This window comes from Pseudomonas sp. TMW 2.1634, assembly GCF_001703595.1.
Classification (GTDB): Bacteria; Pseudomonadota; Gammaproteobacteria; order Pseudomonadales; family Pseudomonadaceae; genus Aquipseudomonas; species Aquipseudomonas fragi.
The window spans coordinates 1,029,897-1,052,249 of the sequence record NZ_CP016849.1 but is presented as its reverse complement, the minus strand read 5'-3'; the positions used below and the strand labels follow the sequence as shown (position 1 = coordinate 1,052,249).

Below are 22,353 nucleotides of genomic sequence, written 5' to 3'. Positions count from 1 at the left end.
GTGAGACCTAACGATGCATCCCCGTCTACCATCCAAAAAAAGGCCTTGGGCACGGAGATAAAGCGATGTCAGAAACGCATAGTGGTGATAGTGATACGCAGCTGCAGAACACGGCTGCGCTCTAAGCTACATAGATGGCGAGGACCGCATTATCGTCAGTTTTCCGTTCCAGGCATGTAGCAACGGGAAGGAGGTCGATTCATGTATGAGTCCCTACAAGGCATCGCCGCCATCGCGGCCGCCAACCAGTTTTTTGATGACTTGTGCCAGTTGGTGGACGATAGAGAAGAGCTGCCCCTTTTACGACCTCAGGTCGAAGCATATCGCTGGAAGGCCCTCAATCATGCGGGAGCGGGGAACACATATCATCAAATGCGAGGGTTCCTGTGTGGTCTGATGGTCTCCGAAATATTGGACGTTGAACAAGGCCGGCACCTGCATCAGCGCCTCGAAAATAGTTATGACGGTGGATGGAGTTGATTAGGGCTCCAGCCGGCAGGAGAGACAGCTGAGAGGTAAAAATAGTTGCGATATCGTGTCCATCCTTAGTTTTGTTTTGCGATGTCCTAACCGTCCTGTGAGGGGAACGGCTCGGCATTCTTAGAATAGCCACCCCTCACATACCGCCTGAAAAAACGCATCAGGACGACAGAAATTGTGACTTATCAGGGAATATAGGACAGCAACCGCATGGAAGCCTAGATCAAATGTTGGATCTTTAGACGTTACCTAGCGGGTCTGCCCTTTGATAACAGGGCTACCTCTATGTACGATCTCAATAGCTTCCGCTCAATTGAAAAGCTGTTCTATAGTCCCATCGAAGCAGCAATACGCTGGTGCGATCTTATTGCTCATGAGGCTCAGATTCTGGAGTTAACATGGGACACCCCAGGGCGAATTATCCACGGCTTTCCACAATGGCCATGCTTGCACATCAACACAGAAAAAATTCTGGATGCCATTCGAAACCACGAACTACCTTACGGAGCTCTGGGAACTACGGTTGCACCAGGTACTCCCGTCGATATTAAATTACTGACTGTCAGGCATTCGGATTTAAAGCGGTGGATGTTTCACTACCATCCAGATCAGCGCCCCACCTTCCTTTTCAGCCCAATTGCCGCCGATCAGGTTGCGATCCATTACAGCACCTACTTGATATTACAAGCAGATCGGGACGCCTTACAGGTGCAGTTAAAGGCAACCGAGAAACACCTCCAAACGCTGATCGATGAGCTCAAAGCAGCTGGGCTGGAGCGCGAGAATCTGCGCGTGCTTGCCGAAAACAAAGAGCAGGTCAGTAACCAAAGCAAAGCGAGCTACCTGAATGTCATTGGAGCGCTGGTAAATACCATACTGGGATCGTCCTCAACAGGAAGAAAGCACTCTATATTCGATAGCCAGGCTTCCATCGTCGACTCCATAACCGCGTATTACGACGGAGTACCAGGGCTGAGCAAGCGATCGTTGGATGAGAAATTTGCGGCCGCAAAACGTAGTCTCGCCCAAGCCAAAAGATGAGGGTTGCACCGCAATCACCGACGTTGCATTGCAATGACCGGCAGTGTTTTTTGGTATTGAATCCAGGTCACTTCCCACCCAACGCCATCTGGCTCTAGGAGTGACCACCATGTCCCATCAATCCTCCCCCACCGTTGCTGCGACGCCAAAACAAATCGAACGTCATATCATGCGGCGCGACGAGGTAGAGCGTAAAACCGGTTTCAAGCGTGCCCACATCTACAACTTGATGAAGGAAGGTAAATTTCCTCAGGCTAGACGCATTGGCATGCGTGCGGTCGGCTGGGACTCGCTGGAGATTGAGCAGTGGGTCGTTGAACGCTTAGATAAACTGGCCTGATGCCATGCGTGTGATTTCGGTGGTATCCACCAAAGGTGGGGTGGGCAAAACCACAATAGCCGCCAACCTTGGCGGTCTATTGGCAGATGCGGGTCTGCGCGTTCTGCTACTCGATCTGGATAGCCAACCCACCCTCTCCAGCTATTACGCCTTGAGTCAGAAGGCTGATGTGGGTGCGTACGAGTTCATCGCATTCAACTTAACAACCCCTGCGCAGTTCATTTCCAAGACAGTGATTACAGGACTTGACCTGATCCTATCCAACGATGACCAAGGCCGACTTGGCTCACTGTTAATACACGCCCCGGATGGACGGCTGCGGCTGCGCAATCTGTTAAGTATATTGCGCCCCCATTATGACCTGCTGTTGATCGACACGCAGGGTGCACGCAGCGTCCTGCTGGAGGTGGCCCTATTAGCCTCCGATCTCGCCCTTTCCCCTATCACTCCGGAAATGCTCGCGGCCCGCGAACTGCGCCGCGGTACCTTGAAGCTGCTCAGTGAGCTCGAACCGTTTAGTCACCTGGGCATTTCGCCGCCACCCTTGCGGCTATTGCTTAACCAAGTGAACGCCAATCGGGTAGACAGCCGGATGATCATCAATGGCCTGCGTGAAAGCTTCGCTAAGGTGACCAACATCTCAGTTCTAGACACCGTAGTTCCAGACCGAGTGGCTTATCTCAATGCCGCCTCCCTTGGTCTACCAGCCCACCGTATCGAGACTCGCCAGTCACGTGAACGACGCTCGTCCTCATCATTGGAAACCATGCAAGCGCTGGCTATTGAGTTGTTTCCGGAATGGCGCGAAGCGATTTCTAGGTTGAGTAGATACGCAGAGGTTCGATAAGGCGAATTCCGAAGACGGTATTTTGTTTGTTCAACCTTGAGGCCAACAGCGTTTGGCGAGGAGTCTTTGGATGTTGGATCAGTTTCCCATCATCGTTCAGCCATCCATTCGGCAAGATCATCCACCTAGTGAAGAGTACTGCACTGTGGTCTTTCGCCTGCAGCGTGGGCGCTCGGCCATGGGTAGGTTTCTCGCGAAACTGTCTCGGTATTTCGAAGGTTCGGGAACAGCCGAGATCGTTAAGTTTGAGGTCGGTGACCATTTGCGTAACCGGCGTTAACTGAGGCTGTTCAAATGAAGAAGCTCAGTCAGGAGGAGATCACCGACAAACTGCACCAGGACCATTTTCCTCGGGGTCCAGAACTGGAGCGACTATCCGATCCAGTCATCGACACCCCTATGCTGGTCACGCTGGAGCAGTTGCGGCCCTACGAGCACAACCCACGCTTCATCCGCAATCCGCTGTATGACGATATCAAAGCCTCGATCCGTGAACGTGGGCTGGATCAACCACCGCCGATTACCCGCCGCCCGGGAGAAACTTATTTCATCATCCGTAACGGCGGTAATACTCGCTTGGCGATTCTCGGCGAACTGTGGCAGGAAACCCGTGACGAACGCTTCTTTCGCATTCACTGCCTATTCCGGCCTTGGAGCAATGAAATCAGCGCCCTGCTCGGCCATCTGGCCGAAAGCGATCTGCATGGCCAGCTCACATTCATTGAGCGTGCGCTTGCCGTGGCCAAACTCAAAACCATGCTCGAACCAGATGGAGCTGTGCTCTCGCAACGTGAGCTGGCACGACGTCTCGCCGCTGGGGGTTATCCAATTTCGCAGTCGCACATCAGCCGGATGCTGGACACCCTTGAACACCTACTGCCCGCCATCCCGCAAACCCTGTACGCCGGATTGGGTAAGTCCCAGATCGAACGCCTGATCGCTCTGCGTAGCCAGGCCGAACGAACCTGGAACCGTTATCCAACCGCCACCGTTGAGTTCGCCGAGTTTTGGTTCGGTACCCTCGTCGACTTCGATGCCGACCCCGAATCCTTCGATCTTGAGCAAATCCAGGATGAACTGCTCGAACGCATGGGCCGCTTACTCGGACAGTCCTACCGCATGTTAGCCCTGGAACTGAGCGATACTCAAAGGGTCATCTCGACGCCTAGCGTTGTCGTCACCACGCCCTCAGAGAACAGCCATCTGCCGAGCGTTGATGAAGCCGCGGTAGGAACTCCCTCCTCCGAGTCCCGCCCCAAATCAACTGAGACCAGGACTCAGACCGAAACAGCGCGAGAGGAACTGCTTACACCGCCTGAAACCAATGTCGTTTCAGCGGTCAGCCCTACGTCCCGAGTTCATCAGATTCGCAAACAGATCGAGCGCGAAACTGCCACCGAAGCAGCACCGACGGACGACGGCTGCACGATCGACGACATCTGGATCATCGCACCAACACTGGATAACCCCGAACAACTACGTTTAGCTATCGCCGGACTGGCTCGGGAAATGGCGACCTACGCCGGACATCCCGAGAGCATCATCGATCAGAAGCATGGCATGGGCTTCGCCCTCAACATCGAGCGAGTTGATCTTGCAGCACCTCGCGCGACCGGCGTTCATTTAATGCTACTGGCCCTGCTGCGTGCTCAAGACGAAGTGAACTGGGAGGATCGCAAGCAACTGCCTTCAGCGCTGTTCGGGCAGCTGTTGTTGGGGGTCTATCAACTCCCGCTCACAGATCGTCCCGCCATGGATGTGGGACTGGAGCGGCTGCCCGACAGGCTGTTAATCAAACTGTATCGCCTGATCCGTTTGGCCCGTCGTCTCATCGACCTAACGCTTGCCCCTGAAGACGACTCACCGGAGAAATTGCCATGAGCCTGTCCTTCAATGTGCTCAACCAGGCCATGCTGACCCAGGTACTGCATGAGCTGCGTCTAGGTAATCTGCAACGCTGCAAGGCACTCGGGCTGAGTGAGGACGACATCTACTTATTGCAATCCTTACCGCCCACCACGCTGTCGCGCCTGGCCCATGCCACCGTGTCTTGGGTCGAGGTTAAGATCGACTCACCAGTGTTACACCGGTTGATCGAGCAGGCTGATCGCGACGAGCAGAACGAGCGCTTGATCAACCGAGCGCTCAAACTCGGCGCCAGCAGCACCATCATGTATCGGTGCTTCGGCTTGGCGCATTCGGAAACCGCCCTGCGTCGACGTCTGCTCAAGATAGAAACCCGTAAGGGCCGTCCTCAGAATTTGAGCGAAGCGCAGGAACATGCGCTCTGGCAGCGATGGTGCCAGCTACGCGCTCAGGACGGCTCCGAGGATCAGCTCGACGCCATGATGATGCTGGCGGAGGAGCAACGGATCAGCTTGACCATCGTCTGGCAGCAGATCGACCAGTACAGCAATGGAACATGAACACTACTCCTTCCAACCGCTGGCAGCGTGTCCTGCAGCAATGCACCCAGCAACTGAGTGAATGCTGGCCAGCACGCCCTACCACTGAGCAACCCTCCAACCAGGTTCTGCAGGCTAGCTTTCTGTTCAGTGGTCAATCACACGAGGTCGTACCGCGTCGGCTGCTGCTGGACAGTCGGCTGACACCGTTGGAACGTAATGCCTGGCAGGTGTTTCGGCTCATTCTGCAAGGCCGTGGCGTGGTCACGCCACGCTATGAGGATTTGCAGCCGTACTTGTCAAGCGTGCCCTACGGTGCGGCAGCCTCCCGTGAAACCATTGCTCGGGTGTTGACGATGCTCAGGTTGACGCGCTGGCTCAGTTTGGTGAGTCGCGGACGCGATCAGCTCAGCGGACGTCTTCAAGGTTCGTTGTACGTTCTGCACGATGAGCCGTTAACCCCCGCCGAAGCCATAGAACTGGATCAGGATTACCTGGAGCTAGTCGGACATGCCCTCGGTCATGCAACGAAGGCTGTGCGTATTGTCGCCCAGCACATTGTGGAGGAAATCCGCCAAGACACGAACATCGATCGGGATCGGTTACCGACGCGACTCGACAGCTGGGGCGAACTTTGGGCGCAGCAAGGATTGGATCCGGCAACCGATGCCACTCTGCACGATTCCGAACGGGGGGAAGATGCCCTCGTTCGAAATCGTGCAGGCCCTCGTTCGGAATCCGAAACAGGCGTGAACGCCAGTATTTCTGGCACCGTTCGGAATCCGAATGGCGCCTGTACTGTATTAAAAGAAAGTATAAGTACTGTACGGTGCGCGACCCCAGCGGTGGATAACCTTCACTGGCCCGAGCCGATGCACCTGAGTCCGAGCGAGCGTCAGGCCGTCACCGTGGCGCTGAATAAGCTCAAACCCTCGGATCGTCAAGCAGTACTCAACGAAGCCGGTGCACGCTGTGCGGCCGGTGGTATCCGCAAGCCAGCGGCCTATCTGATGGGACTGATACAGCGAGCACTGAAAGGCGAATTTCGTCCTTGGGTAGGTCAGGCAGAGTCGTCCCCCGTTGCAGTACCGGCCACACCGGCCCCCTCGCGCCCCTCTCGACAACCGGGCGAACCTGCATCAGCCCTCGCTCAAGCGTGCCTGAATGAGCTACGCCAACTGCGCGGCAAACGCTCTGAAGGTCAGTAGATTTGATGCCAGTGGCATCAAATCCATGAAGTTCCACTCTACGAACACATCGGACCAAACCATCAAACTTTTAAAGAAAAGCCGGGACATCTCCTCCCGTGAATGTAGACGTCAGTGGATTTGATGCCAGTGGCATCAAATCCACTGACGTCTACATAGTTAACCCTCTTAAACCAAACCGAACAGACCGCATTCAGCTTTTTGGCTGTCCTTGCCCCTCATCTGTCGCAACGTTCCTGTCCAAGCGAATGCGAGGACAACACCGTGGCCGATCACTATCAACTCAATCTGGGTTCATTGCGCAGCAGCATCACCCTGACCCTGCACACCCACCACGCCGCCCGTATCTGGCAAGGTAGGGTCGCACGTGAAGGCGTCCACTCGATCATGGGCATGGCCGGCTACATCAGTGTCACCAACCTGATCAAACAAACCGCGGCCCAGGACGATCCCTACGCCGACTGGGCCATCGTGCAACTCGAAGAAAAACTGATGCAGGCCAAGGCTGGGATGCTGGAACTGACCCAACAGCTGGACCGAATCAGACAGGACCTGCCGACACAGATCGACATGGGCGACAACCTCAACATCCACCCCGTCACCTTGCCATTGTACATCGGCAGCCAGCTGGGTTTTCTGGCGGTCTACCTGCTGACCGAATACGACACTCTGGTGCGCCGGACCCTATTGGCCCATCACACCGCCCTGATCGGCCGCATCGACATGGAAGCCTGGATCGACGACGGCGCCCATTTGCTGCGCAGCCTGTTTGGTCAGGCACAGCGCTACCGGCACGCCGGCGTCACGCGTGATGACATGGCGGCGAACAACGCCCGTGCCATTGCGGCCATCGAGAAGATGGGTTTACCCCCGATGGACATCCTGGAGGGTCATCGCCGCTCCCAGTTCGCGCCGCCAATCACTCGCCGTGGTGCGGTGGCAGTGGATGACGCCGACGCGTTGGCAGAGGACGTGGGAGCGTCGTCTGCGACAGTGAATGAGCCGGAGGACGAAGCATGAATCCGATGATCCCGGCTCATCCAATGCCCTTCGAAACATTGACACCGGATGCCTATCGACAACTCGAACACGCTGCCTACCTAAAAGGCCTTTTAAAACCTTTTAAGGGTAAGGGGGAGTTGGAGCATCTGGCGCAGGTGGCGAGGGAAATCGAGGCGCAGTTGTGCCGCCTGATGGAGGCGGTGTTGCAGCAGGCTGGACAGCCCCCTTACTCACTGTTGGATATTCGATTGGTGCTGCAGAACACCAGCGCTGGCAGCACCTTTTTGCGTTGGCGCACCCGTGATTTTGCCCGTATGGGAGTCTCGGTCTGGGAACGCCAGGTCTGCAACAAAGCCTTGCCGCAGGTCGTACGCGAGGGATTACACCGTTTCGAATGCAATCGCATCGCGCTGAACCTACAGATGAGTGTGGTGCATTCGCTCTACCGCCAGGCCACGACCTGCGCGATCAAAATGGACAGTGCCGAACGGCTGCTGCGCCAGTTCACAACCGCAGTGGAGGTATCAGGATGAGTACTTTTTTTGTCGGCGAAGGCAACATTGGCAGTACGCCAGAGTTCCAGGAGTTTTCATCAGGCAATGACGAGCCACGGCGTTTACTACGGCTGAATGTGTACTTCGACAACCCCGTGCCACGCGAGGGCAGCTATGAAGATCGGGGCGGCTATTGGGCGCCAGTTGAGCTCTGGCACCGCGAGGCAGAACACTGGAGCACGCTGTACCAGAAAGGCATGCGTGTGCTGGTCGAAGGCCGTACCGTACGCGATGAGTGGGAGGACAGCGAAGACAATGCGCGGGTGACCTTCAAGATCGAGGCCCGTCGAGTCGGCATCCTACCCCATCGGGTACACAGTGTGGTCATGCGGGAACGATCCAGTGAACCGGCCGCATCTGCGGCAGATGTTAAGCAAACTACAGACCATGCCAGGTCGTCTGCGTCAAAGTCCAAAAAGCGCAGAGAGCCGTCGTCTCCAGGTTGACGGGCATTAGGCATAAAAAATGCGCCTACGCGAAGTTTCTTGCCATTATTACTCGCTGCTCGTGAAGATCCGCCCTGCTGCCCCACGCCACACCTAGGCCCGATCTATCCATGGCTGCCTTCATCGACAAATATGAGGAACCTGTCATTCGGGTTTCTCATAGCTCGCCACTGCTGTTTCCAACAACGCTGCTCCGAACTCAACCCGGAGCAGTTCTATGCGTCTCTTTCTCTGCGAGAAACCCTCCCAAGGTCGTGACATCGCCAAGGTTCTCGGAGCCAGCCGACGTGGCGATGGTTGCTTGATCGGGCCCGAGACAACCGTCACCTGGTGTATCGGTCACCTGCTGGAACCGGCCCCACCTGAAGCCTATGGCGATCAGTACAAATCCTGGTCGTTGGATCATCTACCGATCGTTCCCGAACATTGGCAGGTCGAGGTCAAACCCAAGACTGCAGCACAGTTCAAAGTCATCAAGCGCCTGCTCAGCGAAGCTAGCACCGTCGTCATCGCGACCGATGCCGATCGCGAAGGCGAGATGATTGCCCGCGAGTTACTGGAACGCTGCAACTACCGAGGCCATGTTGAGCGCCTCTGGTTGTCCGCACTCAACGAGGCGTCAATTCACAAGGCACTGTCCTCACTGAAGTCTAGTCAGGAGACCTTCCCGCTCTATCACTCAGCCCTCGCACGCAGCCGCGCTGACTGGCTGATAGGCATGAACCTGAGTCGGTTGTTCACCCTCCTCGGACGGCGGGCAGGTTACGACGGTGTATTGTCAGTTGGGCGCGTCCAGACACCCACGTTACGTCTGGTGGTCGATCGGGATCGGGCAATTGCCAGCTTCGTCTCGGTGCCCTACTGGGACGTGGACGTGCACCTGTCCTCAATGGGGCAACCATTCATCGCGTCGTGGTTACCACCCAGTTCAGGGGCTGACGCGGCCGGCCGTTGCCTGCGGCGGGCGCTAGCCAGTAGCACCGTCCAAGCGATCTCTAGCAATGAAAGCGCCACAGTACTTTTGCTGCAGACTGAGCATTTCCGCGAAGCGCCCCCCCTGCCCTTCGACCTGAGCACACTGCAAGAAGTCTGTTCACGCAAGCTGGGACTCGGCGCTCAGGAAACCCTTAACATCGCCCAAGCCCTATATGAAACGCACAAAGCCACCAGCTATCCGCGCAGCGATTGCCGCTATTTGCCAGAGAGCATGTTCAACGAGGTAGCCGCGGTATTCGATGCCCTGCTCAGAATGGATCCTGCGTTAAGCCCAGCGCTCGCAAGCGTCGATCAATCATTGCGCTCACGAGCATGGAACGATGCCAAGATCACCGCGCACCACGCCATCATACCCACCACCGAGCCAGCGAACCTTGGGCGGATGTCCGAACAAGAACGCCAAGTCTACCAACTGATTCGTAGCCACTACCTCGCGCAATTCCTGCCGCATCACGAGTTTGATCGAACCGAGGTCGAACTGGAGTGCGGCGCCGAACGTTTGACTGCTGTTGGCAAACAGATCCTCGTCCAAGGCTGGAAAAGCTTGCTATCCGACAGAGCCGAAGGCGATGAACCCGGTCAAAAATCCCAGGTATTGCCCGTCCTACAGCAGGGTACGCGGTGCGCAGTGGACAACGTCGAACTCAAATCCATGCGCACCGCTGCTCCCAAACAGCTCACCGAGGGCGATCTTATTAAGGCAATGAAAAATGTGGCCAAGCTGGTCAACGATCCGCGCCTGAAACAGAAACTTCGGGACACCACCGGTATCGGCACCGAAGCCACGCGAGCTGGCATTATCAAAGGGTTGATTGATCGCGGTTATTTGTTGAAGAAAAAACGAGCGTTGATGGCCTCCGCAGCGGCCCATACCCTGATCGAGGCAGTGCCCGCTGCAGTCGCGGATCCGGGTATGACAGCGATCTGGGAGCAGGCTCTGGATGAAATCGAAGCGGGACGTCTGACCTTGGATGCATTCGTTGCCAAGCAGGCGCACTGGATTACACAGCTGATCGCAAACTGCGGAGCGCTCACTTTGTCGGTACCGGTCGAAGCCGGGCCGGCTTGCCCCAATTGCAATGCCTCAATGCTCAGGCGTAAGGGAAAATCAGGGCCGTTCTGGTCATGCTCCCAGTACCCGGACTGCAAAGGCACTGTGCCGATCAGCAAAGGTACGCGTCTTCAATGAGTCGCCATTGGTGTTCACATGAACCTCGGGGGGGTGTTGTCAGTGCATCATCAACGGCGCCTGACCCTTCTCCAAGTCGTCTAGCGGTCGTCCTATTTCACGGGCCAAGGCGATGCCTGTCGCGATCCATATCTGCCCCAGCTCGTTGAACGCTTTCAGGTGAGCAGGATCTTCGTTAAGCCAATGAACAAGGCTGTCGCGGTGTTCAGGGTTATCAGGGCAGTCATGGATCTTGATAAACAGCTCCAGTGTTCGAGCCCAGATCAGGTCCATGTCTTGCTCTCGCTGCTCATCCATGCTCAACCTTGCCTCCATTTGGTCCTATCAGACCGCTCAGTCTCACTGGTCACTACGCGCTCTAATTCCTGGGGGAACACATGTCACGTCGCGACAACCAGATATTTCAGTCAATATAACAACCCTATAAGTCGATACTCAACCTACAAGGATGTTCATGTCAATGGGTCTTTGCTCAACCATTCGGGTTGAATTGGAGAACTCATCACTTGGCACATAAACATCCAACCCAAGCCCAAATCGGGCGCATGATCGCGAAGCACCGAACCCAGCGTAATCTGACCCAGGAAGAGGTGGCTGAACGCCTGGGGATTGGCAGTGAAGCCATCTCGCGCCTGGAGCGGGGTGTGGTGGAGCTCTCCGTGGTCAAGCTGATGCAGTTAGCAGATATTTTTGAATGCAGGATGGATGAGCTGCTCACGGAGTCGAGCAGTCGTCCCAACGACCAAGGCCAGATGATTGCGGGTATGCTGAACGGTCTGAAAGAGAGTGACCGTGCCTTTATCCTGGCCACCGTCGAGCAATTGGCTGCTCATCTCGCCAAGAAATAGGCTCCTTCACTCGTAGTCGATCTCGAGGCGTTGAGGGTTGCCCTCAGCCTTGACGTCATCCTTCCCACTCTGCTGTAGTGCCTTCGGATCATCGCCTACGGCGACCCAAGACCGATGCGCTCCGGGTAGCTCGGTCGGACTTCTAGAGTTCGGGGCCTTCTCTTCAGTGGGATTTCATTCCTGTTTGTGCTCGACCTGATCAATGTGGCGGATGACCGCTGTTGCTTGTACCAGGCAATAGCGGTCATCCGCTTCGGCGATTGTATTCAGCCCCGGAGCCCGCCGGGGAAACACTGGGCACCCTTTGTGCGCGGATGCGTGCCAGCATGTTCCGATCCAGGCCACGACACGGGTCGGTTGGCGAATCATGGCGCAGTTAAATCAAGTTTTGCGAGGAGCTTATCGACTGCGTATGACCGTCAAAGGTGGCTTTTCTCTTCTTCGCCTGGCACCCCGCCAGGCGCACTCTTCACTTTCTTCAGTCCAGTGACTACCACTATATTCCGGCCATAAAAAATCGGGTGGCAGCGTCTTGACGCTCCCCTATGACAGGCTTATACAAAGGGCGTGGTTCGCTGTCGTTGACAGCCCAGCCCAGGTAGCCAGAACCTTCAAGGCTACGCCACGTTCGTGGTGGTTTACCCAAGTGCGATCAGCGTTCGGAAGCTCGCGCGGTTACCGCTTCAGCGGTGATGAATGCCCACTACCCTATGCTTGCGGATCACCAACGCAGATGCTCCTCTGCTGCACCGCTATTTCCCCAGACGCATCGTTCTGATCGTCATCGGCTTGCCGGTGCCGAGTCGCTCATCGCTCGCCTTCACCTTACCCACTCTGACGGGGGCTCACTTCCCCGTCAGGGACTGTGCGTCGCCGTTTTCCCTTGAAACAGGAGAACTACCATGGCCCACGCCAACCAATCCCAAGAAGTGACCACCTACTTCAACCTGCACACCGTCGGTATCGGTTACCTCAACCGTGTTCGTGAAGTCCAAGTCCGCCGCGGCCAGCCGTTCATGGCCTGCGATATCGCCGCCCTGCACGGTGCCTCCGATGCGGTCGAGTACACCCGTTTCGACTGCAAAGTCGCGGGGGGCGAAGCTGAACGCTTGATTCGACTCTATATGGACGCCGTCAACGCCGAGAAAAAGGTCTTGCTGTCGTTCCGTATCGGCGACCTGTGGATCGATCCATTTCTCTACGAGAAAGGCGAGAAACAAGGCCAACCGGGCGCCAGCCTGAAAGGTCGTTTGCTGTTCATCGACTGGATCAAGGTCAACGGCACGTTCGAATACAAAGCGCCCGCCAGGCAGCAAGTAACAGCACCTGCTGAGCCAGTGCCAAACAGTGAGCCATCCTCAGCGTCGGCAGATGCCGAAGCTGAGGAGTCCGCAAACCCAACAGAGGCTCGGGTCGAACCTGAATCTCCACCCACTCCCCGCACGGCCCGCCGTGATGCCACCCGTACCGTTCAGTCCGCCTGAACAGTCCACGATGTTCCTCATCAAGGCGCTCCGTCGAGCGCCTTTTCTTCAATCCGCACAGGAGAACCAACATGGAATCCTTCTGGCTTTGCGACGACTGCCTGTTCGCTACGGCTTACGAGGACTACAGCACGTTGTCGCTCTACTACACGACGAATGAAATCGAGAAACGCATCGCTGACATCCCTCGTGGACTGGTTCGCTTAATGCCCATCAGTGCCGACTTCGATCCCGAAACTGGCTGGGGAATAAAAGCCTTTTCCCCATTGCCCTGCGACGGTTGTGGTTCACACCTACACGGTCAACGCCACCGATTCACGCGGCTGTAAACAGCGCGCCACCTGCTAACGCCCGCGACTCCACACCCACCTCGGGGACACCACTCCCCTCGGGCGTGTACCCCTGATTTTTCCCTTCGGAGGTACCCCCATGAACACCCCACTCACCCTGATTGAGACCTCGGATTTCGAGGCTGATTGTATCGTCCAAGAAAACCAGGTGATCGACGAAGCACTGCATATTCTGGATCGTCGGCTGTTCAACCGCGGCCCTAACCTGACGTCGCCTGACGCCGTGGCCTCATACCTAAAACTGCATCTTGTGCAACAAGAGCATGAAGTCTTCGGTGTGATATTTCTCGATGCCAAGCACCGGGTGTTGGCGTTCGAAGTCCTCTTTCACGGCAGCATTGATGGCGCCAGCGTTTACCCCCGCCAGGTCGTCAAGCGTTCCCTAGCGCATAACGCCGCGGCCGCCATTTTTGTTCATAACCACCCCTCAGGTTGTACAGAACCCAGCCAGGCGGATCACGTCTTGACTGCACGGTTGAAAGAGACCTTGGCCTTGATCGAAGTGCGCGTACTGGATCACTTCATCGTGGGTGAAGGTCGTCCTCTCTCTCTTGCCGAACATGGCTGGCTTTAACCCTCACAGGCGTCTTCGGGCGCCTTGTTCATTTTCATTCTGGAGAACCTTCATGAACCCCACACACCAAGCTGCAGCCCTGCTGACGGCCTCCAACCCATTTGCTCGCGGTTACGACAACCTTCATATCGAACGGCTGCTACTGATCACCTACGAAGACGACTGCCCTCCCTGCTTTCGACCCGTGCACGACACACAGGCCCATCTGCCCGACGACGAGCTGCAACTGTTCCCCTGCCTGTTCAATGACGATTTCGCCATTATCAGCAAAGGCCATTCCATTTCGGATGATTTGGACGAACGCTGTCAGTCCAGTGGGCTAGTGCGCCAAGTGATCTACGCTGTAATGGGCGAAATGCTCAACGAGCGGCATCACCTCGGTGATCTGTACTCCCTGGAAGAGGCCCAAGCCATGGTCCATCGCTTGAGCTTCGAAACGGGACACTACAGTCGAGCCTGGGAAATCAGTACCGCGCACCTTCCCGAAGCAGCGATGCTTTATCTGGAGGAGTGGGTCAGTAACTTCGCTCTGCGGCAAACCGGCCTCTTGTTCGAGCTTTTTACGCTGCCAGATTGCTGCGGTATCGGTTGCAAACTGATCGGCACGCCATGGACGGACGAGAACTTGCTGAACATTGAGGGCAATCGTTATTCGAGCTTGAGACAAGAACAACTCGACGCAGGCACACCGGAAGCCTTGGTCAACGTACTGTATTTGGCGGCATTGGCGGATGTGCGATTGTTGATCTTCGACCCCGACGCTGCCGTCTTGGATGGGCTCGCCATTTTCGATGAATAGCAACGTGTTCAGCGTTAACACGACCCACCTTGAATCAACTTTCTCACTGAATCGCTCCTTCACCTCATGTCAGGTTCTGCACTGAATCTGACATGAGGTTTTTTCCATGGAGCGTTTTTTCACGCCTGTCTGCCTGCTGGGTTTGTTGAGCGCCTGCACCGCGCAAATCCCCAACCCTTTGCCGACCGATCCAGAGATTGACAGTGGCTCCAATCGGGCCCAGCACTCGAAGGGCATAGCCGAAGAAAGCCATCCGGCAGAGCTTCGTTATGGCCGCTACACGCTGGTCAGCACCGAGCCCACCACGGAACAACGCGATCTTCTTGCCCAAATCATTGACGTGAGCATCCCGTCCAGCCTGAACCCTTCGGTGCAGGATGCATTGCAGTACGTATTGCAGCGCTCGGGCTATGCGCTCTGCCCCGTTACCGCGTCGGTGAGGGTGCTGTTTACTCGGCCCCTCCCCGCTGCCCATTACCGGCTTGGTCCAATCCCTTTACGCCGCGCGCTGCAAGTGCTCGCTGGCCCCGCCTGGCAACTCACGACCGACGAAGTCAGCCGTTCAGTCTGCTTCGAACAGCAGAAAACGGAGACCGGCGTCGCGCTGATCACACCCGTCTCGCCCTATCTGTTGGAGGCACGCCCATGAGAGCCTCGACGTTTCAAACCCTCATCATTGGGCTGCTTTGCTTGGCGATCGCCGGCCTGAGCGGTGGTTTGTATAACCAGTATCAACGCGTGGCCGAACTGCAGAGCACGAACACGCAATACCGACAAACCCTGGACTCCCTACAACATGATTCAAGCGCCCTCAAGGACGCCCAGGAGAAGCTGCATTACGCACTGAAAGACCTGAAGCAGATGGTCGATACCGGTGAGCAACAGGCCAATACCCTCGATCCGATGCTGGATCAGTGGGCACAAGAACTACAGGAGCTGCGCGATGGTCTGGCAGCCCGCGCCACCGAGGCAGACCTAACAGCGCTGCGCGCACGCCTTGAACAGGTCGAGCAGCAGCTCCTGGACCTCAGGACAAAGCCATTCCCTCCACCGCCGACGCCTTCTGCGACCAAACCGAAAAAGACCGCTCGCCCCAAGCCCGTCCCGCTCTCGCCACCGTTCTCGGTGTTGGGGGTCGAATCCCGTGGTGGTCAGCGTTTTTTGGCAGTCGCACCTCATGACAGTCGCTCGCTCACGGATGTCCGGCTGCTGCATAGCGGCGAGCAGCTCGGAGCCTGGCACCTGAAAGTGCTGGAGTCGAACTCAGCCATCTTCGCGGTGGCCACTCAGCCAGACCAGACCGTGCACCTCCCTTGAGAAGCGAACATGAACAGAGCGCTACTGCCCACCGTCGTCTGTCTCGCTTCGCTATTGGCCATGGGCGCTGCGATGGGCAACCCCGTCACGACACAGTCACGGACCCAGGACACGCAGTCTGCTCCGCTGGGGCGCTCTGACTCTGAACAGGCGGCGAGCTGGGGTCTGACGGAGCAGGAGTGGACGCGCTTCGAACAGATCCAAGCCGGCCCACGCGGTTTCTGGAGCCCGCACCTCGATCCGTTAACCGCACTCGGGGTCGAGGCCCAGACCGACCAAGAGCGCCAGCGCTATGCCCAATTGCAGGTAGCGCTGGAAGCCAAACGCGCTGAGCGCGAGTTGGCCTACCAAAACGCTTACACCGCGGCCTGGGCCAAGCTGTTTCCCGGGCTGCTGCCGATCCAGGGCATGGCATCCCCGTCCCCTGCCAGCTCAGCGGTCATGCCGCGTCAAGCCTTGTTTGTGGAGGACCACTGCCCAGCGTGCACCGCCGAAGCGCAGCGTCTGCAAAACAGTGACACGGCGTTCGATATCTACCTGGTGGGCAGCCAAGGCGAGGATGAACGCGTCCGTAGCTGGGCTCGGCAAGCAGCCGTTGATCCGACCAAGGTTCAACGCCGGCAGATCACCCTGAACCATGACCGTGGTCGCTGGTTCAGCCTGGGAGCCCCGGGGCCATTGCCTGCCACATTTCAAGAGGTGAATGGACAATGGCAACGCATCGACTGAGTGGTATTGCGCTCATGCTGACAATGCTCGCCGTCCAGGCTGACGAACTTCCGCCTCCGGCCTACCAATTGGCGGCGCATGACGCCGACATTCCTTCTACGGTGCTATTCGCTATCGCCCTGCAGGAGAGTGGTATCCACGTCCGTGGTCGACTGCTGCCCTGGCCCTGGACACTGAACATCGCTGGAACACCTTACCGCTTCGCCACTCGCCAGGCCGCCTGTCACGCTTTGCTTCAGGCCCTCGCCCGACATGACGCCAAGCGGGTCGATGCCGGACTCGGCCAAATCAACCTGGGTTACCACGGACAACGTTATTCCACCCCCTGCGAAGCCCTTGATCCCTACCGAAATCTCGCCGTGACCGCCGCGCTGCTGCAGGAGCATCACGCCGTCACCGGTGACTGGGTGTCAGCTGCCGGACGCTATCACCGCCCGGCAGGAGGAACGTCGGCGGCGCGTTACCGCGCCGGATTTACCCGGCAACTCGAACGACTGCAGGTTTCCTTTAAACAGGGCACACCACCATGAAGCGAATTCACAGTGCGTATTACTTCGCCGTGCTCTTGGCTGCGCTCGCCCATCCAGGACTGTCGTTTGCAGAAGCTCAGCCTGGCGGTTTCACCCGTCCCCAGTTTGACGCTTCCAGGCCGCCAATAAACAACAAGACCCTGCCTGCTCGGGCCATACATGCAGACCTACCTGCATTTGCCGATGAAACCTGGATACTGCCCGTGCGCAGCTCTCACTTGAGCCCAGGCCAAATCACAACTCGCGCCCTGGACATGCCGGGCTTGCGGCCATTTTTCCTTGTCGGGCAGGATCCCCAATCGTTGGCTTGGCTGCATCAGCGTGCGACTGAACTGCAAGAAATGGGGGCGGCCGGCCTCGCCGTCGAAGTGACCGATACTGAAGCCCTGGCCCGAATTCGAGCGGCCGCGCCGGGCATCACCATCCTGCCGGTCAACGGCAACGACATCGCCACCCGCCTGCAGATTGAGCACTATCCCGTCTTGATCACTTCCACCTCACTGGAACAGTGAGTCCAGGTCATGGCCGAGCATGCGATGGAGTCCAAGCTCCGGCCAGCGGTGGAGCTGTACACCGTAGCAATCTGTATCGCTGCCGCGGTGTTGTGCGTGTACTCGCCCTGGGCTGTGGCCCTGTCATCCGAGATCGGGCTGGTGGCGGCGCTGGCCTATGCCCTGTTCGGCCTTATCCGGCTGCGACAAGCTTGGGAGGTGCTGCGTTATCGGCGCAATATCCGGCGGCTGCCCCGCTACGAGCTGACCAGTCGGCAGATTCCGGTAAGCCGCAAGCGTCTGTTCATGGGTCGCGGCTTTCGCTGGACCCGCCTGCATACCCAGCGCTTGGTCGAGGCCCAGGATCCGGCGGTCGCCCACTATGTCGACCAACCGACCAGCTACCGCCTGGCCCGTGGACTCGAACGGCGCCTGGAGCATGCACCGTTTCCACTCTCGATACTGGCCCGTGTCACGGCCTGGGACAGTGCCTTCAATCCGTTGCGGCCTTTGCCCCCGGTAGGTGGCTCGCCACTGTTGCATGGGGTCGAGCCCGATGAAACGGAAGTCAGTCTGCCGCTGGGCGAACGGGTCGGACACACCCTGGTGCTCGGCACTACCCGTGTCGGCAAGACCCGGCTCGCCGAGGTGTATATCACCCAGGACATTCACCGCGTCGAACATGAGGTGGTCATCGTCTTCGATCCTAAGGGCGATGCCGACCTGCTCAAACGGATGTACGTCGAAGCCAAACGCGCTGGTCGGGAAAAGGAGTTTTATGTGTTCCATCTAGGCTGGCCGGAGATCTCCGCCCGCTACAACGCCGTGGGGCGTTTCGGACGTATTTCGGAAGTGGCGTCGCGCATCGCCGGGCAGCTCAGTGGTGAAGGCAACTCCGCAGCCTTTCGCGAGTTCGCCTGGCGTTTCGTCAACATCATTGCCCGCGCTCTGATCGAGCTGGGCCGACGTCCGGACTACCTGCAGATCCAGCGACATGTGGTCAACATCGACGCACTGTTTATCGAATACGCCCAGCAGTTTTTCGCCAAGACCGACCCAAAGGCGTGGGAAGTGATCGTCCAGCTTGAAGGCAAGCTCTCCGAGAAGAACATCCCCCGGCATATGATCGGGCGCGAAAAGCGTGTGGTGGCCATCGAGCAGTACTTGGCGCTGAAGCGGGTATTTGATCCGGTAATGGACGGACTGCGTTCGGCGGTACGATATGACCGTACTTACTTCGACAAAATCGTTGCCTCGCTCCTGCCGCTGCTGGAGAAACTCACCACCGGCAAGACCGCCCAGTTACTGGCTCCAAACTACACCGATTTAGATGACCCGCGGCCAATCTTCGACTGGATGCAGATCATCCGAAAACGCGGCATCGTCTACGTCGGTCTGGATGCACTGACCGACGCCGAGGTGGCCGCCGCGGTGGGCAACTCCATGTTCGCCGACTTGGTCTCGGTCGCCGGACACATCTACAAACACGGCATCGACCATGGCCTGCCCCAATCGGGTAACAACAGTGACAAGTTGCCGATCAACCTCCACGCCGATGAATTCAACGAGTTGATGGGTGATGAATTCATCCCGCTGATTAACAAGGGCGGCGGTGCCGGTATCCAGGTAACCGCCTACACCCAGACCCTCAGCGATATCGAAGCGCGAATCGGTAACCGCGCGAAGGCCGGTCAGGTGATCGGCAATTTCAACACCCTACAGATGCTCCGCGTGCGCGAAACCGCCACTGCGGAACTGCTCACCCAGCAGTTGCCCAAGGTTAACGTGCTGACCAAGACCCTGGTGTCGGGTGCCACCGACACCTCCGATCCTGAAGCCAATACAGACTTCACCTCCTCCTCGCAGGACCGTGTCAGCAGCACCAGTGTGCCGCTGATCGAGCCGGCTCACATCGTCAGTTTGCCCAAGGGGCAAATGTTCTCCTTCCAGGCCGGTGGGCAGCTCTGGAAAGTCCGCATGCCATTGCCAAAACCCTCCAACGACGATGCCATGCCCAAGGACCTGCAGGAGCTCACCCAGCGAATGCGGGCGACCTACAACGCGCAAGCGGGGCAGTGGTGGAGCGCAAGCAGTGGCGGCCCAACTACCAACTTCGATTTAGATCAGGTGGGGTAGCCCTACCCCTCCTGGTTTCGATTCAGCAAAACACATACAGAAGGCGCGTTAACGCCATCAGCCATGTGGCACCAATGGAGTGAATGATGGTGACTTCCGTACAGAACACGCCGCCACAACCGATCCAGCATCCGGGAATGATCGTCTCGGCCATCAGCCTGGTCCAGCGCATCATCGGCTTGCTGGTTGCCTCACTGCTGTTCTCGATTCTGATTGAATTCGCCGGTTTGCTGCTATTCTGGAGTGATCAGGGCTGGCGACACAGCCAAGCCATGTTGAGTAGCGAATTGGGTTGGGTCAGCGAGCACTTCAAATCTTCACTCATCATTCAACAACCCGGACAGACGATTGTCCAGTGGCTGGATTTTCTCAATCAATGGTTGTTGGTCAAGACCGGCTTTGCAGATTTTGCCCAGCAGGCGCGGGTGTCGAGCCAGGGCAAAAACTTCTGGAGTTGGATCAATCAGCTGTACGTAAGCATTGAGGATTTCGTGCTGGCGGCGGTGTATGTGACCTTTACCTTCGTGGTGCGCCTGGCCATTCTGGTCCTGTCCACACCACTATTTTTGTTGGCCACGTTTACTGGTTTTGTCGATGGTTTGATGCGCCGCGACCTACGCAAATTTGGCGCTGGCCGAGAGAGTAGTTTTGTTTATCACCGTGCTAAACGTGCGGTAATACCACTACTGGTCGTGCCTTGGATTATCTACCTATCCCTGCCCTTTACGATTAATCCAATGGTGATATTTCTACCTTGCTCCGTGATGCTTGGGGTGACTACGGCAATCACAGCCGCGACGTTCAAAAAATATCTCTAAGCGCTAAGTTAAGCTTTTTTCTAAAATCATTACGGGGGTGGTCATCCTTCGCGAGTGGTGTTTCGGCTGCTTACGCGCTGAGGTACGCCTTCGCTAAGAAATGGATTTGCGCGCAGCAATCCCCCAATCTACTTTGGTAGTGCACAGGCCCAATGTCCGCTATATAGGCCAAATGACGGTAGGCGCACGGCGAACACGCCTTGCGTAGTTAAACGGATGCCCACTTGTGCGGCAGCAACTCCATGATCTCAATCGCCCGTCGCGTCGGCAGACAAGTCAAACTTGCTTCAGATAAGCATATGGATCATGCCCATTCATGCGCGCATGACTGGATCAAACTCATGATCGCAGCAGCCCGTTTTCCGCTGCTTAGCGATCCGGCAAGGAACCAATTCGAGCGCCCAAAATAGGCGTTGGTGGCGCAGATACCCCGCCATCAGGTCGGGGGTAGACTAGTCCACGTACATCGCATTCCCAATACAGCCCATAACCCATCCCCAGAACCTCAACCTCCGCGAGTTGATTGGGCTCGGCGTGTCCCAGCCCCGGCTCCATGTGGAGCGGAGCTGGAAAGCGAAATTGCCGCCATTGGTCAGGCCCGATCACGCGGTCAAGCTGGCGATAGTAGCAGGCCGTCGTCATGCACGGCTCGCCCTCCTCCTCGCGCTCGCCGAAATTTTGCACTGAAATGCTTTTAGCAAGGCACTAAATATATGGCGGACCCATTATTCACAGAGCACATGCGTTGCTCTTGCTCTTCCGGTTGAGAGGGGGCTATAGCTGGCGGGCTTAAGGCTTCCTCTGCTCGAAGTCTGTTCTGCTGTTGCTGAGTGACCGCAAGCTTCTGTTTCAGCAGTTGGAGGGCTCTAGGACTGTTAGGCGGAACCTTTTCCAATTCGGCGTCAATTTCCAAAACAGACGGCGGAAGAATCCCCATAGCGACCAATTGCTGATCCTGCTCAAGCGTACTCATGGGTTTGCGAGCGAGCGTGTCAGAATTGTTTACGGCGCATCCGCCCAAAATGCCCACCGCAGACAAAACCATTGCGAATTTCCTTGTGGTGCTCATGTGATTTCTCCATTCCCAGCCTTCGCCCAACGAAAAGCAACCCTACGACAGAGGAGTGAGCTCGTCTAGTTACTCATGCAGTTCAAAAAACTTGCTCCGTGCATGTGCCATCCTGGATCCGAGGTAACGCCTAACCCTTCGACCGTGCCAACTGTTAGCTGGCATGGGGTGGCGCGCTGGATCGTACTATCTTGATTCAGCGCGCATCTCGGGGCCACCCATGCCTTAATTAGAACCACTTATTACAGCTTCCGGGAGAGTTTTTAATGGTCTTATAGTCAGTGACTATATTTTGCGCGTTAAATGCAATTTCTAGAGTACATTTTTTATCATAGTATTTTGTGCTGGATGTAGGTGTCAGCATCACGCCACCGCTAGGGCCTGCGCTGACGGTATTCGCAGTGTCCGTTAAGGAATATTGACTTTCATAAAACCATCTCGCAACAGACCCGCCGTCAGCATTCTTAACCAGTTGGGCGGGCTTTCCATATTGAGCATATGCTACCTGTATATTAGCCCCCTCAAACTTATTCTGATTTATAACGTCCGGAATGGTGGGCACAGTATTTGCCAGCACTTCACAGCCGGATGCTAACACTGACAAAAGAATTAATATCAAATACTTCAATTTGCATTCAGGCATACTGAACCTTTTCTGCCGTAAAAATTGATGAGCGTGAATGCTGCTTGAGTACGCAGT

General features: G+C 56.7%; 27 protein-coding genes and 1 pseudogene. 24 read left to right on the top strand and 4 right to left on the bottom strand.

The features are described from left to right. Window positions 1-201: 201 nt before the first annotated feature. The 12 genes from BFC21_RS05045 to BFC21_RS04990 all read left to right on the top strand — a co-directional run bounded on the left by BFC21_RS05045 (window position 202) and on the right by BFC21_RS04990 (window position 10,508). On the top strand, window positions 202-480 hold the full coding sequence (locus BFC21_RS05045; RefSeq protein ID WP_070411907.1) for a hypothetical protein: 279 nt from the start codon (window positions 202-204) through the stop codon (window positions 478-480). 285 nt (window positions 481-765) lie between these two features. After that, the gene (locus BFC21_RS27140; protein ID WP_070411908.1) at window positions 766-1,521 is read left to right on the top strand and encodes a hypothetical protein; all 756 of its coding nucleotides are present in this window, start codon (window positions 766-768) and stop codon (window positions 1,519-1,521) included. A gap of 109 nt (window positions 1,522-1,630) precedes the next feature. Then, on the top strand, window positions 1,631-1,861 hold the full coding sequence (locus BFC21_RS05035) for an AlpA family transcriptional regulator (RefSeq protein ID WP_070411909.1): 231 nt from the start codon (window positions 1,631-1,633) through the stop codon (window positions 1,859-1,861). Window positions 1,862-1,865: 4 nt separating this feature from the next. Further along, the gene (locus tag BFC21_RS05030) at window positions 1,866-2,708 is read left to right on the top strand and encodes a ParA family protein (protein ID WP_070411910.1); all 843 of its coding nucleotides are present in this window, start codon (window positions 1,866-1,868) and stop codon (window positions 2,706-2,708) included. Window positions 2,709-2,778: 70 nt separating this feature from the next. Continuing rightward, window positions 2,779-2,988: a hypothetical protein gene (locus BFC21_RS27750; protein WP_070411911.1), complete on the top strand. Its 210-nt coding sequence runs from the start codon at window positions 2,779-2,781 to the stop codon at window positions 2,986-2,988. Between the two features lie 14 nt (window positions 2,989-3,002). Beyond that, complete coding sequence (locus BFC21_RS05020; RefSeq protein ID WP_070411912.1) at window positions 3,003-4,589, top strand: ParB family protein; 1,587 nt, start codon at window positions 3,003-3,005, stop codon at window positions 4,587-4,589. Then, a complete protein-coding gene (locus tag BFC21_RS05015) occupies window positions 4,586-5,134 on the top strand; it encodes a DUF2857 domain-containing protein (RefSeq protein ID WP_070411913.1) in 549 nt (182 codons plus the stop codon). Before BFC21_RS05020 ends, BFC21_RS05015 begins: the two co-directional genes overlap by 4 nt. Beyond that, window positions 5,131-6,321 (top strand): STY4528 family pathogenicity island replication protein, encoded by a 1,191-nt coding sequence (locus BFC21_RS05010; protein WP_070411914.1) that lies wholly within the window; start codon window positions 5,131-5,133, stop codon window positions 6,319-6,321. The genes BFC21_RS05015 and BFC21_RS05010 overlap by 4 nt, the downstream gene beginning before the upstream one ends. A gap of 264 nt (window positions 6,322-6,585) precedes the next feature. After that, a complete protein-coding gene (locus tag BFC21_RS05005; RefSeq protein ID WP_070411915.1) occupies window positions 6,586-7,341 on the top strand; it encodes a PFL_4669 family integrating conjugative element protein in 756 nt (251 codons plus the stop codon). Further along, complete coding sequence (locus BFC21_RS05000) at window positions 7,338-7,856, top strand: DUF3158 family protein (RefSeq protein ID WP_070411916.1); 519 nt, start codon at window positions 7,338-7,340, stop codon at window positions 7,854-7,856. The genes BFC21_RS05005 and BFC21_RS05000 overlap by 4 nt, the downstream gene beginning before the upstream one ends. After that, window positions 7,853-8,323, top strand: a complete 471-nt coding sequence (locus tag BFC21_RS04995; RefSeq protein ID WP_070411917.1) for a single-stranded DNA-binding protein — start codon at window positions 7,853-7,855, stop codon at window positions 8,321-8,323. The genes BFC21_RS05000 and BFC21_RS04995 overlap by 4 nt, the downstream gene beginning before the upstream one ends. A gap of 217 nt (window positions 8,324-8,540) precedes the next feature. Then, entirely contained in the window at window positions 8,541-10,508 is a 1,968-nt protein-coding gene (locus tag BFC21_RS04990; RefSeq protein ID WP_070411918.1) for a DNA topoisomerase III, read from the top strand. 39 nt (window positions 10,509-10,547) lie between these two features. Here the strand turns inward: BFC21_RS04990 and BFC21_RS04985 are convergent, their stop codons facing one another. Next, window positions 10,548-10,805: a hypothetical protein gene (locus BFC21_RS04985; RefSeq protein WP_070411919.1), complete on the bottom strand. Its 258-nt coding sequence runs from the start codon at window positions 10,803-10,805 to the stop codon at window positions 10,548-10,550. Between the two features lie 209 nt (window positions 10,806-11,014). On the opposite strand from BFC21_RS04985, the gene BFC21_RS04980 reads away from it, so the two are divergent. The 12 genes from BFC21_RS04980 to BFC21_RS04925 all read left to right on the top strand — a co-directional run bounded on the left by BFC21_RS04980 (window position 11,015) and on the right by BFC21_RS04925 (window position 20,584). Further along, on the top strand, window positions 11,015-11,356 hold the full coding sequence (locus BFC21_RS04980; RefSeq protein WP_070411920.1) for a helix-turn-helix domain-containing protein: 342 nt from the start codon (window positions 11,015-11,017) through the stop codon (window positions 11,354-11,356). Window positions 11,357-12,258: 902 nt separating this feature from the next. Continuing rightward, window positions 12,259-12,840 (top strand): STY4534 family ICE replication protein, encoded by a 582-nt coding sequence (locus tag BFC21_RS04975; RefSeq protein ID WP_070411921.1) that lies wholly within the window; start codon window positions 12,259-12,261, stop codon window positions 12,838-12,840. 71 nt (window positions 12,841-12,911) lie between these two features. Beyond that, window positions 12,912-13,169, top strand: coding sequence for a hypothetical protein (locus BFC21_RS04970; protein WP_058426001.1), 258 nt, complete (start codon window positions 12,912-12,914; stop codon window positions 13,167-13,169). Window positions 13,170-13,269: 100 nt separating this feature from the next. Beyond that, complete coding sequence (gene radC, locus BFC21_RS04965; RefSeq protein ID WP_058426002.1) at window positions 13,270-13,764, top strand: DNA repair protein RadC; 495 nt, start codon at window positions 13,270-13,272, stop codon at window positions 13,762-13,764. 52 nt (window positions 13,765-13,816) lie between these two features. Next, window positions 13,817-14,563: an ABC transporter substrate-binding protein gene (locus tag BFC21_RS04960; RefSeq protein ID WP_078466823.1), complete on the top strand. Its 747-nt coding sequence runs from the start codon at window positions 13,817-13,819 to the stop codon at window positions 14,561-14,563. Between the two features lie 106 nt (window positions 14,564-14,669). Beyond that, window positions 14,670-15,212 (top strand): PilL N-terminal domain-containing protein, encoded by a 543-nt coding sequence (locus BFC21_RS04955; protein ID WP_058426004.1) that lies wholly within the window; start codon window positions 14,670-14,672, stop codon window positions 15,210-15,212. Next, the gene (locus tag BFC21_RS04950) at window positions 15,209-15,880 is read left to right on the top strand and encodes a chemotaxis protein (protein WP_078466824.1); all 672 of its coding nucleotides are present in this window, start codon (window positions 15,209-15,211) and stop codon (window positions 15,878-15,880) included. The genes BFC21_RS04955 and BFC21_RS04950 overlap by 4 nt, the downstream gene beginning before the upstream one ends. Before the next feature lie 9 nt (window positions 15,881-15,889). Further along, complete coding sequence (locus BFC21_RS04945; protein WP_070411925.1) at window positions 15,890-16,609, top strand: TIGR03759 family integrating conjugative element protein; 720 nt, start codon at window positions 15,890-15,892, stop codon at window positions 16,607-16,609. Further along, complete coding sequence (locus BFC21_RS04940; protein WP_070411926.1) at window positions 16,591-17,139, top strand: lytic transglycosylase; 549 nt, start codon at window positions 16,591-16,593, stop codon at window positions 17,137-17,139. Before BFC21_RS04945 ends, BFC21_RS04940 begins: the two co-directional genes overlap by 19 nt. Further along, window positions 17,136-17,651 carry an integrating conjugative element protein gene (locus tag BFC21_RS04935; protein WP_078466825.1) on the top strand — a complete coding sequence of 172 codons (516 nt, stop codon included), beginning with the start codon at window positions 17,136-17,138 and terminating at the stop codon, window positions 17,649-17,651. The genes BFC21_RS04940 and BFC21_RS04935 overlap by 4 nt, the downstream gene beginning before the upstream one ends. A 9-nt stretch (window positions 17,652-17,660) precedes the next feature. Beyond that, on the top strand, window positions 17,661-19,766 hold the full coding sequence (gene traD, locus BFC21_RS04930; RefSeq protein ID WP_070411928.1) for a type IV conjugative transfer system coupling protein TraD: 2,106 nt from the start codon (window positions 17,661-17,663) through the stop codon (window positions 19,764-19,766). Window positions 19,767-19,852: 86 nt separating this feature from the next. Beyond that, window positions 19,853-20,584, top strand: a complete 732-nt coding sequence (locus BFC21_RS04925) for a TIGR03747 family integrating conjugative element membrane protein (RefSeq protein WP_070411929.1) — start codon at window positions 19,853-19,855, stop codon at window positions 20,582-20,584. 208 nt (window positions 20,585-20,792) lie between these two features. On the opposite strand, the pseudogene BFC21_RS04920 reads toward BFC21_RS04925, so the two are convergent. The 3 genes and pseudogenes from BFC21_RS04920 to BFC21_RS04905 form a co-directional block, all read right to left on the bottom strand. After that, window positions 20,793-20,987: pseudogene (locus BFC21_RS04920) on the bottom strand (transposase domain-containing protein); the annotation flags it as partial. 291 nt (window positions 20,988-21,278) lie between these two features. Further along, the gene (locus BFC21_RS04910) at window positions 21,279-21,653 is read right to left on the bottom strand and encodes a hypothetical protein (RefSeq protein WP_070411930.1); all 375 of its coding nucleotides are present in this window, start codon (window positions 21,651-21,653) and stop codon (window positions 21,279-21,281) included. A 229-nt stretch (window positions 21,654-21,882) separates the two neighbouring features. Next, complete coding sequence (locus tag BFC21_RS04905) at window positions 21,883-22,296, bottom strand: hypothetical protein (RefSeq protein WP_140915275.1); 414 nt, start codon at window positions 22,294-22,296, stop codon at window positions 21,883-21,885. Window positions 22,297-22,353: the final 57 nt, after the last annotated feature.